At 39.7% G+C, this 15,770-nt stretch carries 18 protein-coding genes; 16 read left to right on the top strand and 2 right to left on the bottom strand.

Annotated features, from left to right (window positions below; genetic code table 11):
• Nucleotides 1–299: 299 nt before the first annotated feature.
• Together DWV85_RS08975 and DWV85_RS08970 are read right to left on the bottom strand one after the other, a co-directional pair.
• Nucleotides 300–623, bottom strand: coding sequence for a YnfA family protein (locus DWV85_RS08975; protein ID WP_004695177.1), 324 nt, complete (start codon nucleotides 621–623; stop codon nucleotides 300–302).
• A 152-nt stretch (nucleotides 624–775) separates the two neighbouring features.
• Nucleotides 776–1,675 (bottom strand): LysR family transcriptional regulator, encoded by a 900-nt coding sequence (locus DWV85_RS08970; protein WP_004696868.1) that lies wholly within the window; start codon nucleotides 1,673–1,675, stop codon nucleotides 776–778.
• A gap of 297 nt (nucleotides 1,676–1,972) precedes the next feature.
• Here DWV85_RS08970 and rpsD point away from each other — a divergent pair, with 297 nt between their 5' ends.
• The 16 genes from rpsD (at nucleotide 1,973) to DWV85_RS08890 (ending at nucleotide 15,646) form a co-directional block, all read left to right on the top strand.
• Nucleotides 1,973–2,560, top strand: coding sequence for a 30S ribosomal protein S4 (gene rpsD / locus DWV85_RS08965; protein WP_004695181.1), 588 nt, complete (start codon nucleotides 1,973–1,975; stop codon nucleotides 2,558–2,560).
• 93 nt (nucleotides 2,561–2,653) lie between these two features.
• Nucleotides 2,654–2,905: a hypothetical protein gene (locus DWV85_RS08960; protein WP_123138556.1), complete on the top strand. Its 252-nt coding sequence runs from the start codon at nucleotides 2,654–2,656 to the stop codon at nucleotides 2,903–2,905.
• 281 nt (nucleotides 2,906–3,186) lie between these two features.
• Nucleotides 3,187–3,627 (top strand): 50S ribosomal protein L13, encoded by a 441-nt coding sequence (gene rplM, locus DWV85_RS08955; protein ID WP_123138555.1) that lies wholly within the window; start codon nucleotides 3,187–3,189, stop codon nucleotides 3,625–3,627.
• A gap of 20 nt (nucleotides 3,628–3,647) precedes the next feature.
• Entirely contained in the window at nucleotides 3,648–4,040 is a 393-nt protein-coding gene (rpsI, locus tag DWV85_RS08950) for a 30S ribosomal protein S9 (protein WP_004695188.1), read from the top strand.
• A 138-nt stretch (nucleotides 4,041–4,178) separates the two neighbouring features.
• A complete protein-coding gene (locus DWV85_RS08945; protein ID WP_123138554.1) occupies nucleotides 4,179–4,721 on the top strand; it encodes a hypothetical protein in 543 nt (180 codons plus the stop codon).
• 188 nt (nucleotides 4,722–4,909) lie between these two features.
• Nucleotides 4,910–5,701 carry an enoyl-CoA hydratase gene (locus DWV85_RS08940; protein WP_123138553.1) on the top strand — a complete coding sequence of 264 codons (792 nt, stop codon included), beginning with the start codon at nucleotides 4,910–4,912 and terminating at the stop codon, nucleotides 5,699–5,701.
• A gap of 170 nt (nucleotides 5,702–5,871) precedes the next feature.
• Nucleotides 5,872–6,627, top strand: a complete 756-nt coding sequence (pgl, locus tag DWV85_RS08935; RefSeq protein ID WP_123138552.1) for a 6-phosphogluconolactonase — start codon at nucleotides 5,872–5,874, stop codon at nucleotides 6,625–6,627.
• 36 nt (nucleotides 6,628–6,663) lie between these two features.
• Nucleotides 6,664–6,906 carry a twin-arginine translocase TatA/TatE family subunit gene (locus DWV85_RS08930; protein ID WP_008602548.1) on the top strand — a complete coding sequence of 81 codons (243 nt, stop codon included), beginning with the start codon at nucleotides 6,664–6,666 and terminating at the stop codon, nucleotides 6,904–6,906.
• Nucleotides 6,907–6,920: 14 nt separating this feature from the next.
• Nucleotides 6,921–7,229: a heavy metal-associated domain-containing protein gene (locus DWV85_RS08925; protein WP_008602550.1), complete on the top strand. Its 309-nt coding sequence runs from the start codon at nucleotides 6,921–6,923 to the stop codon at nucleotides 7,227–7,229.
• Nucleotides 7,230–7,297: 68 nt separating this feature from the next.
• Nucleotides 7,298–7,741 carry a cupin domain-containing protein gene (locus DWV85_RS08920; protein ID WP_008602552.1) on the top strand — a complete coding sequence of 148 codons (444 nt, stop codon included), beginning with the start codon at nucleotides 7,298–7,300 and terminating at the stop codon, nucleotides 7,739–7,741.
• A gap of 16 nt (nucleotides 7,742–7,757) precedes the next feature.
• Nucleotides 7,758–9,161: a DASS family sodium-coupled anion symporter gene (locus DWV85_RS08915; protein WP_008602554.1), complete on the top strand. Its 1,404-nt coding sequence runs from the start codon at nucleotides 7,758–7,760 to the stop codon at nucleotides 9,159–9,161.
• Nucleotides 9,162–9,696: 535 nt separating this feature from the next.
• Nucleotides 9,697–11,367 carry a dihydroxy-acid dehydratase gene (gene ilvD, locus DWV85_RS08910; RefSeq protein ID WP_123138551.1) on the top strand — a complete coding sequence of 557 codons (1,671 nt, stop codon included), beginning with the start codon at nucleotides 9,697–9,699 and terminating at the stop codon, nucleotides 11,365–11,367.
• A gap of 42 nt (nucleotides 11,368–11,409) precedes the next feature.
• Entirely contained in the window at nucleotides 11,410–12,633 is a 1,224-nt protein-coding gene (gene ilvA, locus DWV85_RS08905; protein ID WP_123138550.1) for a threonine ammonia-lyase, read from the top strand.
• An 18-nt stretch (nucleotides 12,634–12,651) separates the two neighbouring features.
• Nucleotides 12,652–14,361 carry a biosynthetic-type acetolactate synthase large subunit gene (gene ilvB / locus DWV85_RS08900; protein WP_123138549.1) on the top strand — a complete coding sequence of 570 codons (1,710 nt, stop codon included), beginning with the start codon at nucleotides 12,652–12,654 and terminating at the stop codon, nucleotides 14,359–14,361.
• Nucleotides 14,361–14,849: an acetolactate synthase small subunit gene (gene ilvN, locus DWV85_RS08895; RefSeq protein WP_004695208.1), complete on the top strand. Its 489-nt coding sequence runs from the start codon at nucleotides 14,361–14,363 to the stop codon at nucleotides 14,847–14,849. The genes ilvB and ilvN overlap by 1 nt, the downstream gene beginning before the upstream one ends.
• Before the next feature lie 11 nt (nucleotides 14,850–14,860).
• Nucleotides 14,861–15,646, top strand: coding sequence for an ABC transporter ATP-binding protein (locus tag DWV85_RS08890; RefSeq protein ID WP_123138548.1), 786 nt, complete (start codon nucleotides 14,861–14,863; stop codon nucleotides 15,644–15,646).
• Nucleotides 15,647–15,770 lie beyond the last annotated feature (124 nt).

Below are 15,770 nucleotides of genomic sequence, written 5' to 3'. Positions count from 1 at the left end.
GCCTTACAAGCAGGATGTCGGCAGTTCGATCCTGTCATCGTCCACCAAAGCAAACGGTTATCTTCGGATGACCGTTTTTTAGTATGTAAAAAGTACATATGGGTATAAAAATACATATGGTCATGTAGATAAATAAAGGAGTACAACTGCTATAGTTGTACTTCTTTTGCTGTAATGCTTATATAGTTTTATGTAAAAAATATATAGTTGCTATGGTTGTACTTTCAAAATATATAGTTAGTTATTGTTATATCTAAAAAATATAACTTTTATTATAGTCACATCTGGAAATTGCATATTTAACGTGGCGCATACATGATGATATATACACCTACGAGGCATACAAGGCCGCCGATGATATCGTACATATCTGGTCGTAAGCCGTCCACAAGCCAGCCCCATAGAATAGAGAGGGCAATGAATACGCCGCCGTATGCTGCGTACACCTTACCAAAGCTTGCTTCTGGCTGGAAGGTGGGGATGATGCCGTATAAAAATAAAATAAAAGCACCTGCGATTAGGTAAATAGGTCCTTTGTCGTCACGCATATAGAGCCATACGAGATAACCGCCACCGATTTCCGCAAGTCCTGCTAGTATAAAGAATAGAATAGATAAGAGCATAGTAACCTCACTGTATTCTTACTATATTAATTGAAATCTATTTTCTATTTTACAACTTAGGACAAGAGAGGGCAATTGTTTTGTATAGTTAGGTCATTTGTTGTCTATAGTAAAACCCCGTACACCAAAAGGTATACGGGGTCTATTCGTTATTATAAACGTGGTGGTGATTCGCTGTGCACATAGTCCATAAAGGTATGCATAGTTTCTGTTTTAGAATTATTCTTCTTAAATGCGAAGCACACTTGTAGTTTGAATGGTTTTTCTAAAGGAACAAAGCCATCATTGATGTTTAAAGACGTTAAAATTTGGCGTGCTACGATGCAACCAGATTTATTCTTTTGACAGTAGTCGATCATTGTATATGGATTGGATAGACGGCTACCGCGGATGTGTAGGTTTTGTTGACCGTTCCCAACATAGTTTTTTAATGTGCGATACATAAAGTATTTAGGTGGATACATGAGCAGTGGTTGTTGCTGGATAGCTTTTAAACTGGCTGTTTCCATACCGTTCACTAAGTTTGGTGCATAGTATACAAATTCGTCTTCTCTAAGCGCGGTGGATTCGTACGCGGACATATCCTTATTATTTGGTAAATAGAGTAATGCAATATCGATGCGGTTTTCTCGTAAGTCGAGCATCAATTCTTCTTCTTCCATATCGTAAATACTAACAGAGAATTCAGGATGATTTTGAAAGAAGTGGGAAACGTAACCGTTTAGACGGATATCCCCAAGACTACGTAATACGCCAATATTTAGAATTGGGCGTTCAACCTTGCTAGCCAAACGAATGGATTGGATAGCTCGTTCCAATGTGTCGAGAACTTGTTCTGCTTCTGGTAGGAATAACTCGCCTTCTGGTGTTAAACGGCTACCTCTTGTAGAACGGGAGATTAATTTCACACCAACTAAACGCTCTAATTTTTTCATTTGAGCGCTGAAAGCTGATTGTGTAATATTCATAGATTGTGCAGCTAATGTAAAGCTTCCTGTTTTATTATAGGTAATAAAACTTTGTAGCTCTTGCATTGTAGGTAACTCTTTCATGTTATTCCCCCAACTTAGACATAAGACTCCAATGATACCTATTACCTTACTTATTCATATTGTAGCATACTATAATTGATTTTTCATCTAAATCTATAAAATATGATGAAACATGCACAATCGATATAGTGCGTTGTATTATCGTAAAAAAGTGTAATTAAAAATTGTGATTATGCACTTATTTCAATGACTTTCACAAGTATCGATAATTGACATAACTAGATGAAAATGATATTATACTTGGGTACCATTATGTATAGGTACAGGTTTATTTTAATCTTATGAGGTGATAATCACATGGCAACGAGAAGAGAGGCTCGATTCAAACTTTGTCGTCGCTTTGGTGTGAACGTATTCGGTCACGCAAAAGCCTTGAATCGCGTCAAAAAAGACCAACGTCAGAAGAAAATGTCTGAGTATGGCACACAATTATTAGAAAAACAAAAAGTTAAAGCTTACTACAACTTGCTAGAACGCCAGTTCGTACGCTATTATGATAAAGCGAAAAAAATGCAAGGTGTTACAGGTCAAAACATGTTGATCCTTTTGGAACAACGCCTTGATAACCTTGTATATCGCATCGGCTTCGGTAACTCCATTCGTCAAGCTCGTCAAATGGTAAACCATGGCCACATCTTGGTAAACGGTCGTCGCGTAGACATTCCTTCCTTCTCCTGCAAACCAGGCGATGTAATCGAATTGCGCGAAGCATCTCGTGACAACGAAATGTTCAAAACTAACTTCCAAGAACTTCGTTCTTTCGAACTTCCTTACATTGAAAAAGACTTGGAAGGCTTCAAAGCTACTTTCACTCGTCTTCCTCAACGTGAAGAACTTCCTATCGAAGTTAACGAAACACTTATCGTCGAATTGTACTCTAAATAATTTGGCGCTATTGCCCGCAGTGCTGTGCACTGCGGGTTTTTGTATATATTGTATTGTTTGTATTATTGGTAAATGATTACTTTGAGTATATAAATGAGTGATTTAGATAGAGCTTTATATAATGAAATTATTGAAGGATTAACACTGAATAGAGAGTTAGAGATTTACTATAATAGCTATACCTATGGTGTTGTTACTTTGGGGGAACGTTGGCAACTTTGGAGAGATAATGAACTTTTAGCTGAGGATGTAGATTTTATATCTTTGCTAGAAGAGCCTTTTATAAATGGTAAAAGCTTAAAAGAAATTATTGAACGTCATGAATGCGGATTGCTTTTGATGTAGTGGTAATTTTTTAGTAATCGTTTTGTATCATCTATTATATCGGCTTGTTCCAGGAACATGGTTTGGCACTTAAATTTGAGCATTTATTTTTTTACTAAATGGAAAATTTAGGTAAAATGTATCTTCTACATAGGCAAAAATCATAGTAACTTTTAATTGACACAAACTCATAAAATCTGTATACTATTTTGAGTAAGCTTTAGTCGTGTTTCCATTAGCCCCGGAAGCAAAGGACAAGCTGATTTTGGTAGAATTATGACGTTATTAGGAGGATATGCAGCATGAAAACTACATATATGGCCAATCCGAACACAATCGAACGGAAATGGTATGTTGTTGACGCTGAAGGTAAAACTTTAGGACGCCTTGCTGCCGAAGTTGCAAAAGTTCTTCGGGGCAAAAATAAACCAACTTTCACACCACACGTAGACACTGGTGACCATGTGATCGTTGTAAACGCAGAAAAAATTTGCGTAACTGGTAAAAAATTGGAACAAAAGGAATACTTCCGTCACTCTGGTTATCCAGGTGGTTCCCGTTTCACTAAATTGTCCATGATGCTTGAAAAACAACCTGAACGTGTTGTTGAAATGGCAGTTCGTGGCATGCTTCCAAAAAACAAATTGGGTGCACAACAATACCGTAAATTAAACGTATACGCTGGTCCTGAGCATCCACATGCAGCTCAAAAACCAGAAGTGTTAGAAATTTCCGTACGATAATCTAGAGGGAGGAATATATAATGGCAGTAGCACAATATTACGGCACTGGTCGTAGAAAATCTTCCGTTGCTAGAGTTCGTCTGGTACCGGGAACAGGTAAAATCACTGTTAATAAACGTGAACTTAATGATTATTTCGGTCGCCAAACTTTGGAATTGATCGTAAAACAACCTTTGAACTTGACTAACACAGTTGAACAATACGATGTTATCGCAACTGTAGCTGGTGGCGGTCCTTCCGGCCAAGCTGGTGCAATTCGTCACGGTATCTCCCGTGCGTTATTGGACGTAGATGGCGAACTTCGTCAATCTTTGAAAAAAGCTGGCTTCTTGACTCGTGACCCACGTATGAAAGAACGTAAAAAATACGGTCTTAAAAAAGCCCGCAAAGCAAGCCAATTCTCCAAACGTTAATATTTGGAATACAGGATATTACACCTGCAGACAATGTCTGCAGGTGTTTTTTGGTTGCTACTAATTTTGATTGAAGTATAATTTGGAGTATAATATATATTAATATGGTGTGTGTTGGTATTTTTTTAGGGGGTATGTATGGATACTTTTTTGGTTATTGGAATTCTATTGTTAGGTCTTTATTTATACGATAAGGTTAAATCTCAATCTTATAATAATTACGAAGCAGATGTACCTACTATAGAGATTTCTCGGGATATACATGGGGTTGTTAACATGATAGAGAATATGCTTATGGAATTAAATGCATCGTTCTCTACTATAATTGATGATGACGAAATAACGATAAAAGTACCTCTATATATTAAGTATGGTACAGGGAATACTATCTTTACCATAGATAAGGATTTAAAGCTGTATATTTCGACGAGAGTTACTACTGAGTGTGCTCTTGATGAGTATGATAATGAAGTTTTAGAGGGCTTAATAGCTGATAGTTTCACAAATGAACCATATACTTTTCGGTGTTTGAATAATAATATATATTTTTTTAGTACTGAATATAAAAAATCATTTTATGTTAAAGCTGAAATTGATGAAATGAATAAAATACATGGTAGATTTCTAACACAGATTCTTACATATATTCGTGATGAAGTTGATGTCTCTAATACATTTTAAATTTGAAATATAATGTAATCTAATGATGTTAAGTTTTGACTATTAATAGATCTTTTATTAATTTTGGGAGACTGTTAATGTATATTGTCAAGATTATTTTTACGTTTACATCTATATTTAATTCCCCTATAATAGAAGTATAATAATCGAATTTTTTCGAAAATAGATTTTCATATAGGAGAACTCATATGATTTATAATACAATTCAGTACGTAGTGGACAACGGCATTGGTACGTTGACGTTTAATCGTCCAACCGTAGCCAATGGTTTTAATATCGAGATGTGCAAGGAGATCCTTGAGGTCTTAGATAAGGCTCATAATGATGAAAGTGTTCGTGCATTGCTTATCAATGCAGAGGGGAAGGTATTCTCTGCGGGTGGCGATTTAACAGAGATGGAGCGCGCTGTAAACGAAGGGGATACAGAGTCTTTATTTGAAATCGTTGAACTGGTAGCTGAGATTTCTATGGCTATGAAGAAGTTACCAAAACCTGTTATCATGAGCCTTCAGGGCGCTGCAGCAGGTGCTGCCTTCAATATGGCTTTGGCAGCGGACTTTGTTGTAGCTGCTAATAACGTACGCTTTATTCAAGCTTTCGTAAATGTAGGTCTTGCTCCTGATGCGGGTGGTTTATTCCTACTAACTCGCTCTATTGGTATGAACCGTGCTATGCATATTGTCATGACCGGTGAAGCCGTATCTGCTGAAAAGGGTAAGGAACTTGGCTTTGTGTATAAGGTTTGTGAATTAGAAGATTTAGAGACTGCTACAAGACGCCTCGTTGAAAAATTGGCAAAAGGGCCTGCACAATCTTACCGCGTTATGAAGGAAATGATGTGGAATAGCTTCTTAGCAGGTTGGGAAGAGTACAAGAAGTTTGAAGTAGAAAACCAATGTAGATTAGGCCTTTCAGAGGACTTCAAAGAAGGTGTACGTGCTTTCACAGAGCGTCGCCGTCCTAAATTTGGTCAACAATAATATTGATTTATGAATATACGGAATGGAATTTCCTGTAATTCATAAGAAAATACAAATATAATTAGAACCGATGTGGCTCCAACTATTGAGTTGCATCGGTTTTGCTTTCATTACACAGAAAAAGTGTATATAATAGAACTATTGAAATAGTTTTAGGAGGTCATTATTACATGGCTCAAGATACAATTAAATGTTATGACAGCCCTAGCGATGTAGTTAAAGCATTAGCAGAGGATTTTATTGCTTTCACTAACGAGGAAATCAATCGCACTGAAACGTGTGTTGTTGGTATTACGGGCGGGACTGTTATTAATGGTTTATTAGAATTGCTTAATTCCCCAGAATATATTGAACGCCTTAATTGGGAACGCATATTCTTTGTATGGACTGATGAGCGATTCTTACCGCAATCTCATGAGGATAATTACTTCAATCGCGTGAAACCTTACTTGTTGTGTAAGGCGAAAGGGGCGGCTCATTTCTTGCCAATCAATACAGATTCTAAAACTGTAATAGAAGCGGCAGCGGAATACGAGAAAGAGGTTAAGAATGTTCTCAAGGCTTGTAAAAAAAGTGGTCTAGATTTGGCATTGCTCGATCTTGGCGAAGATGGTCATACAGCCGGCCTATTTGCAGGTTCTCATGCATTACGTGTCACAGATCAAGAGGTGGTAGCTGTTGAGGATGGAAAGGTATGGGAACGTATTTCTATGACCTTTTCGTTCTTAGCAAAATCTGATGCGGTTTGGTTTACCGTAACTGGTGAAAGTAAGCGAACTGCATTGACAAAGGTATTGTATCAACGCGAAGATTACGAGGATTTACCTTGGGAAAAACGCATTGGTCGTGTATTGCCTGGTGCGGTGCTTTCACAAGAAGCTATGACCTGGTATGTGGACAAGGCAGCCTATGATGATGTACACTAAAGAGTATAAGTAGTAGTAAAAATAAAGGAGATACATATGGGGTCTATAGGAACACCTGAATTAATAGTTATATTAGTGATTGCTCTAGTTATCTTCGGACCTGGTAAATTGCCTGAAGTCGGTAAAGCTATTGGTAAAGGCATCAATGAGTTTAAAGATGCTATTTCGGGGCCTAAAAAGGCTGTTGATGAAACGAAAGAAGCCGTTAAGAAAGCGACTACTATCGATGTGACAGCAGGGGCTAAGAACGACGATAAACATAAAGAAGCTAAGGATTAATAGGAGGTAACACTATGTGCAAAGATTGTGGTTGTGGCGAAGATAATGGCGTTGTAACAAAGGTATTTACTGTACCGGGGATGATGTGCAACAACTGTAAAGAAACAGTTGAAGGTGCATCTCTAGGTTTGCCTGGCGTATTAAGTGCAGAAGTAGATTTGCCAGAAAAGACAGCTACCGTTTCTTTTGATCCAACAAAAGTATCTGTAGAAGTTATTACAAAAGCCATTGAACGAACTGGCTTTGAAGTGACAGGCGTTGCAGACGGTGTACAAAAACATAGTCATGGATTACTAGGCACTTTGAAACGTCTCTTCAAATAATCGAACCGATGGAGCTGTATTGAAACCTTGTTTCGATGCAGCCCTTTTTTGTTTAAAGAGGTAATATGATGATACGTAAGTTTGATGCTAAAAATTTTAAGTGGGATGGTATTGAAACCTTGGTATATAAACAAGATGGTAGTCCTTTTAAAGATGTAACACGTCAAGTATTATACGATGGTGCTTATGATATTCCGTGTCAATTCCGCTATTTTGAATGTTTGCCAGGGGGATATTCTACCTTGGAGTATCACGATCATACGCATATGGTTATGATATTTCGCGGCAAGGGGCAAGTCTTATTGGGCGATGAAATCCACGATGTAGAAACTGGTGATTTTATCGAAATTCCAGGCAAAACAATTCATCAGTTCCGTGCTAATAAGGGCGATTATATTGGTTTTCTTTGCTTGGTAAATCAAGATCGAGATAAGGTAAAATTATTATCCCCTGAAGAGATGGAAATGTTACGAGCAAATCCTAAAATCAAAGAATTCTTGGAAAGTTGTTAAGCCTGATGGAGGTTCTATGAATACTTTTACACGAGCGGCCCTTACCGTTTTAGTGGGCCTCGTTATTTGGTTTTTACCTCATACAGAGGCAATCAAGCCTGAAGGTTGGCATTTATTAGCTATCTTTACGGCTACTATTGTGGGCTTTATCTTACGTCCCTGGCCAACGGGTATTATGGCGCTTTTTGGTATTGTTGTAGCCGTAGCCACTAATTCCATCACTATGGTACAGGCTCTAGGTGGCTATGCAGAGGCGAATGTGTGGCTTATCGTAGCGGCCGTATTCTTTTCACGAGGTATTATTAATTCTGGCCTTGGTAAGCGTATTGCGTACACCTTGATTCGCTCTTTTGGCACAAGCTCATTAAAGCTTGCCTATGCGTTGGCTTGTACGGACTTGATTATTTCTCCAGCTACACCATCTAATACGGCGCGTGGAGGTGGTATTGTATTCCCCATTGTACAAAATATTTCCTTAGCTTTTGGTTCTGAACCTTATGGTAATACGGCCCGCCGCATTGGGGCGTACTTGATGACGACGGCACATACTATTAACACTATTACTGTGACGATCTTCTTGACCGCATGTAGCGGTAATTTGCTTATTACGTCTTTAGGTGCTAAACTGTTTGGCTATGATATATCTTGGTGGGAATGGTTCCAAGCAGGTGTCATTCCTGGTGTGATTTGTATGATTTTGATGCCTTGGTTTATCTATAAAATCTATCCACCAGAAATCAAGGAAACACCAGAGGCTGCTGTAATGGCTCAAAAAGAACTAGATGCTCTTGGACCTATTACGAAGGCTGAAATTTCTGTTGCTATTATCTTTGTACTTTGCATCTTGCTTTGGGCTACAGCAATTTGGACTAAGCTTCATCCTACAGTAGTAGCGATGATGGGGGTTCTGGCGTGTGTTGTGACTGGCTCTCTTACTTGGGAGGATATTTTGGGTGAACGTACCGGTTGGGATATCCTTATCTGGATGGGTACGCTTGTGGGCATGGCTGGGCTGCTTGGTAAACTCGGTGTAGTAGCTGTCTTTGCAGACTTTGTAAGTCAACATTTAGCTGGCTTTGACTGGTTCTGGGCATCCTTTATCATTTCCGCTACCTTTGTGTACTCTCAGTATTTCTTTGCCAGTGGTACGGCGCGTATTACAGCTTTATTCTCCGCCTTTGCAGCCATTTTAGTGGCGATGGGGGCTCCTATTCCGTTTACGATATTGCTCTTTGGTTTGATGAACAGTCCTGGCTGTACATTGACTCATTATAGTTCAGGTGTAACACCAATCTTCTTCGGTGCTGGCTATGTGCCACAAGGTACATGGTGGCGCGTAGGTCTTGCCATTTCCGTGGTGAGCTTCCTCATTCATTTCTGGGGCGGCACTTTTGGCATGTGGCTCTTTGGTATTTTATAATATATTCAATCCCTCACTACGGTGAGGGATTTTTCTTGTTATATCTATATTTTTTATACCTTACTAGGTTTGCTATAGTTTTTGGGTATGGTGAACTTCATAAAAAAACTATGATGAATCTATAGAATTTATTGTGAATTATCTTGCGCGGGATAATATAACGTGTTATTATTATTCCGTGATTATTATTACAGAATATTTTAGGAGGAAACATGTTAGGTTTAGTCATTAGCTTATTGATTATTGCGCTAGTCGTGATTATTAATGACATTCGAATTATGAACAACAACTTAACACGTTTTTGTCTTAGAAGTTCCGCGAATGGTTTAATATACAATCAATAAGATTTGACTATATGGTTTGTTTCTTATGTGTATATTTTCCAAGGAGTACATAGGATTATTTATGTATATAGGAATTCTGTAAACAAAAGGAATATCATTTGTAAACTTTTAAGACGATTCATTGGAATCGTCTTTTTTTATGCGTCGTGAAAGCTGTCCAAGTGGATGCTTTCAAAAGTGAGGAGATTAACATGAGTTGTAGAAGTGACAATTTGAAAACAGGCGTAGCACGTGCACCACACAGATCTTTACTAAAAGCTCTGGGTTTTGTTGATGAAGAAATGGGTAGACCAGTCATCGGTATTGCCAACTCTTTCAATGAAATCATCCCTGGTCACGTAGGCCTGAAAAATATTGTACAAGCCGTAAAAGCCGGCATCCGCAACGCAGGTGGTGTGCCAATCGAGTTCAATACTATCGGTATTTGCGACGGTTTGGCAATGAACCATATCGGCATGAAATACTCCTTAGTTACACGTAATATCATTGCAGATTCTATCGAAGCTACTGCTATGGCTACACCATTCGATGCGATGGTATTCATTCCAAATTGCGATAAGGTAGTGCCAGGCATGTTGATTGCAGCTGCTCGCCTTAATATCCCATCTGTATTCGTATCTGGTGGGGCTATGCTCGCTGGTGTACATAAAGGTAAAAAGATTGGTTTGTCCGACGTATTCGAGGCCGTAGGTAAACATCAAACTGGTGAAATGGATGATGCTGAGTTAGCTGATATCGAAAATACGGCATGTCCTACATGTGGTTCTTGCTCTGGTATGTATACGGCAAATACAATGAACTGCTTAACAGAAGCTCTCGGTATGGGCCTTCCTGGCAATGGTACAATCCCAGCGGTATATTCTGAACGTTTGCGTTTAGCTAAGTTAGCTGGTATGCAAGCGGTAGAGGTATTAAAAGCAAACCTTCGCCCTAAAGATATTATGACTCATGAAGCCTTTGAAAATGCGGTAGCTCTTGATATGGCTTTGGGTGGCTCCTCTAATACGGCGCTTCATTTACCGGCTATTGCTCACGAAGCAGGTGTACCATTATCCTTAGACGATTTTGATCGCATCGCTCAAAATACACCTCAATTATCTAAATTATCTCCATCTGGCGTATACTTCATCGAAGACTTGTACGCTGCAGGTGGTGTATCTGCCGTGTTGAAACGTTTAGCAGAAAATGGTCGCCTTCATACAGATTGCAAAACTGTTGCTCTTAAAACACAAGGTGAAATTGCAGCGGCAGCTCATGTTGTGGATGAAGATGTTATTCACTCATGGGATAATCCAGTACATGAAACTGGTGGTATCGCCGTTCTTAAAGGTAACCTTGCTGTAGATGGTTCCGTTGTAAAAGCCGGTGCCGTAGATGCAGATATGCTTGTTCACTCTGGTCCAGCAAAGGTATTCAACAGTGAAGAAGAAGCGGTTGAAGCTATCACAGGCGGTAAAATCGTGAAAGGTGATGTTGTAGTTATCCGCTACGAAGGACCTAAAGGCGGCCCTGGTATGCGTGAAATGTTGACACCAACATCTATGATTGCCGGTATGGGTCTCGATAAAGATGTAGCATTGTTGACAGATGGACGCTTCTCCGGTGCTACTCGTGGTGCGTCCATCGGACATGTATCTCCAGAAGCAGCTGCAGGCGGCACCATTGCTATCGTTGAAAATGGTGATATTATCAACATCGATATTCCAAACGGTAAATTGGAACTAGCTGTATCTGATGATGAAATCGCTCGTCGTAAAGCGGCATTGAAACCGTTCAAATCCAATGTAACTGGATATCTTAAAAAATACGCTCTTCACGTATCCTCTGCTGCACAAGGTGCTATCGAAGTATTTGAAGACTAATACTCGACTTTCATTTAATACTAACTAGAGGAGACCGTGTATATGTATAAATTATATGATTTTATGGAGGCTCGTGAGCGATTAAGCACAATCACTGTGAAAACGAAGTTACTTCATAGTGATGTGTTTTCTGACGAGTGTGGCAATGATGTATACATCAAGCCAGAAAACTTGCAAATAACAGGCTCTTTTAAGGTTCGTGGAGCTTATAATAAAATTGCAAAGCTGACAGAAGAAGAAAAGGCGCGCGGTGTTATCGCTGCGTCTGCCGGTAATCATGCACAAGGCGTGGCCCTTGCTGCGAAACGCCTTGGCATTAAAGCGACTATTGTCATGCCGAAACATACCCCTCTTATCAAGGTGAATGCTACAAAACAATACGGTGCAGATGTTGTACTATTTGGCGAGATTTATGACGAAGCCTATCAAAAGGCGATGGAGTTGCAGAAAGAGCATGGCTATGTGTTCGTTCATCCGTTTAATGATGAAGATGTCATCGAAGGGCAAGGTACTATTGCCCTTGAGGTTCTTGATGAATTACCTGATGCGGATATTTTGCTCGTTCCTGTTGGGGGCGGTGGTATCGTATCTGGTATTGCTGCTGCTGCGAAATTAAAAAATCCGCGCGTTAAGATTATCGGTGTAGAACCAGAAGGTGCAGCGAGTGCCCTAGCTGCCTTAAAGGCTGATCATCCTGTACCTCTCGATGAAGTGGCGACGATTGCAGATGGTACGGCAGTACGCCAAATTGGGGAAACTACATTAGAATATATCAAACAATATGTAGATGAAATTATTACCGTTTCTGATTATGAATTGATGGAAGCATTTTTATTGCTTGTTGAAAAACATAAGTTAGTAGCCGAAAATTCCGGTATTTTACCACTCGCTGGTCTTAAGAAATTAGAGTGCCGCGATAAAAAGGTGGTAGCTATCGTCAGCGGTGGTAATATCGACGTACTTACTATATCGTCCATGATTAATAAAGGTCTCGTATTGCGTGGTCGTATCTTTACCTTCTCCGTTAATCTTCCTGATAAACCAGGCCAGTTAGTGGCTGTATCTAAAATGTTAGCCGATGCAGATGCAAATGTTATTAAACTTGACCATAATCAGTTCAAAAACCTTGACCGTTTCCATGAAGTGGAATTGCAAGTAACGGTAGAAACAAATGGTGAAGAGCATATCCAACACATTATTGATACTTTCAAACATAATGGTTACATTATTAAACGATTAAATTCCAGCGAGATTTTATCTGAATAGCTGGGTGAAAGGGTTCCTATGAGCGCAGAAACAATCAATGGGGCACGCATTGTCCTTGAAACTTTGCATCGCCTTGGTGTAACCGATATGTTCGGTTATCCAGGTGGTGCGGTAATTCCAATTTATGATGAAATATATAGCTTCCCTGAAATTAAACATTACTTCGTCCGTCATGAACAAGGTGCTGCACATGCGGCAGATGGCTATGCTCGCGTATCTGGTCGCGTAGGTGTATGTCTTGCTACGTCTGGTCCTGGCGCAACGAATCTTGTGACAGGTATTATGACTGCGTACATGGATTCCGTACCTATGGTGGCCATTACTGGTCAGGTTGGACGGCCCTTTATCGGTAAGGACTCCTTTCAAGAGGCGGATATCCAAGGTATTACGATGCCTATAACCAAGCATAACTATCTTGTTCAAGATATTCATGATTTGCCTCGCATCATTAAAGAGGCGTATTTTATTGCTGGTACAGGTCGCCCAGGCCCTGTACTTATCGATATTCCGAAGGATATTCAAACAGAAAAAATATCCATGGCGGAATACAACAAATTGTACGAAGTACCTATTCATCTTGAAGGCTATGATCCAACCTATAAAGGTCATCAAGGTCAAATCAAAAAAGCAGCTACTCTCATCAAAAATGCAAAGCGCCCACTTATCATTGCTGGGGCAGGTGTATTAAAGTCTGGTGCTATGGATGAGCTTAAAGAATTAGCTGAAAAGGCTCAAATCCCGGTGACGAATACATTAGTTGGTCTTGGTGGCTTCCCAGGAGATCACGAGTTGGCTCTTGGTATGGTTGGTATGCACGGTTCTGTTGCAGCTAATAATAGTACAGATGAGGCAGATCTCGTGATTGCTGCAGGGATTCGTTTCCATGACCGCATCACAGGCCATCCAGATTTCTTCTGTAAAAAAGCTAAAATTATCCATATCGATATTGACCCAGCTGAAATTGATAAGAATGTTACAATCAATGTGCCTATCGTAGGGGATCTAAAACAGGTATTAACGGAGCTTAATGCTCTTGTAGAACCTACAACGCATGAAGCGTGGCTTGAGCAAATTCGAGAATGGCAAACGGAATACCCTATGGTGATTCCTGAATCGAAAAATGGTGTATTGCATGCACAATATGTGTTGTCTGAGCTTAATAAGATTGCCAAGGAAGATGCCATAATCGTAAGTGATGTCGGTCAACATCAAATGTGGGCGGCTCAATTCTTAACTCATAAAAAACCTCATACTATCGTTACCTCTGGCGGTGCGGGTACCATGGGGTATGGTTTGCCGGCGGCTATTGGGGCTCAAGTAGGGGCGCCTAAGAAACAAGTTATCCTTGTTGTCGGTGATGGCGGGTTCCAAATGACTTGTGAAGAGCTCATGATGGTTCGCCAATATAATTTGCCAATCAAGATTGTTATTATTAACAACGGCTATCTTGGTATGGTTCGTCAATGGCAAGAAATCTTCAATGATAGACGCTACTCCTATGTGGACTTAGAAGTGAGTCCGAACTTCGTGAAACTCGCAGATGCATTTGACCTAAAAGCAGCTCGTCTAGATAATGTTGAAACTTTCAACAAAGAATTTAAATCATACATTACATCGGATGAAAGCATTGTCTTGGATTGTCGCGTTGAACGAGAGGATAATGTATTGCCAATGATCCCAGCAGGCGGCACGATAAGCGGTATGATGGGTAAGAAAGGGGTGCTATAATGGCGAAAGAACATCAAGTCTTAATCATTGCAAAAAATGCACCGGGTATTGGTACACGTATTTTGGCACTCTTTAACCGTCGTGGCTTTAACGTTACAAAAATGACATCTGGCATTACAAATCAGCCAGGTTATGCACGTATTACTATTACTGTAGAGGCCGATGACCGAATTCTCGATCAAGTGCAAAAACAAATCTACAAGCTTATCGATGTTGTTAAGGTTAAAGTGTTTGAAGATCATGATGTGGTATGCCGTGAGTTAATGCTTATCAAGGTAAAAGCATCTGCTTCTACAAGATCACAAATTGTACAGATTGCCGATGTATATCGTGGTAATGTGTTAGATATTTCTCCTACATCTATGATCATTGAAGTCATTGGCAGTGTAGAAAAATTACGTGGCTTCATTCAAATTATGGAAACTTATGGTATTCTTGAAATTGCCAAAACAGGTATCACCGCTATGAGTCGCGGAGAAAAAATGTAGGAGCTGATAACGTGGGGCGTGAATTACTCCATTATGAAAATGTTTGCTTTCGCCGTGATGGTAGACCTATTTTAGATAATGTAAATTGGCATATAGAGAACGGTGAACATTGGGCCTTATTAGGGCTTAATGGGGCTGGTAAATCAACGCTACTCAGCATGATACCTGCTTATCAAATTCCCACAACGGGTACTTTACGTGTGTTTGGCAAGGAATTTGGTAAATATGCGTGGCCCAAAATCAAGGCTAGACTAGGATTTGTTAGCTCTGCGCTTGGACAATTTCAGTCAACCTTGGATAAACAAGTCGTTGAAGATATCGTTATTTCTGGTGCATTTAGTAGTATTGGTATATACCAAGAGGTAGCACCTGAGGTGCGCCAACGAGGTATGCAATTATTATCTGAATTTGGACTAGACTATTTGGAAGGTCATCGTTTTCGCACCTTATCTGCTGGCGAACAGCGGCGGATATTGTTAGCGAGGTCTATTATGGCAAATCCAGAATTATTGATTTTGGATGAGCCTTGCTCTGGTTTGGACTTACCAGCGAGGGAGCAGTTTTTACGCACCGTATCCACTTTGGTAGCTGAGCAGCAGACACCGATTATCTATGTGTCACATCAAATTGAAGAGATACTATCGTTTATTACTCATGTAGCTATCTTGCGAGAGGGTAAGATGATTCATGCAGGGCCTAAACACAAGGTACTAACTGATGATATTTTATCTGATGTCTTTGGACTTTCCGTACAAGTTGTATGGAAAGATGATCGTCCATGGGTGATGGTTCGGTAGTTATCAAATTTCTTTATCAGAGGCTTAAAACTTGGCTTACTGATACTAAATTAATGTACGCCACATCTTGCAAAAATTTGTTAGATTGTGTACAGTATATATAATCTATATTCTATTGAATATG

It is taken from the genome of Veillonella sp. AF13-2, from assembly GCF_003603295.1.
In the GTDB taxonomy this organism is placed as follows: domain Bacteria; phylum Bacillota; class Negativicutes; order Veillonellales; family Veillonellaceae; genus Veillonella; species Veillonella parvula_E.
Note: the sequence above shows the minus strand (reverse complement) of the source record. Positions and strands in the feature narration are given on the sequence as shown.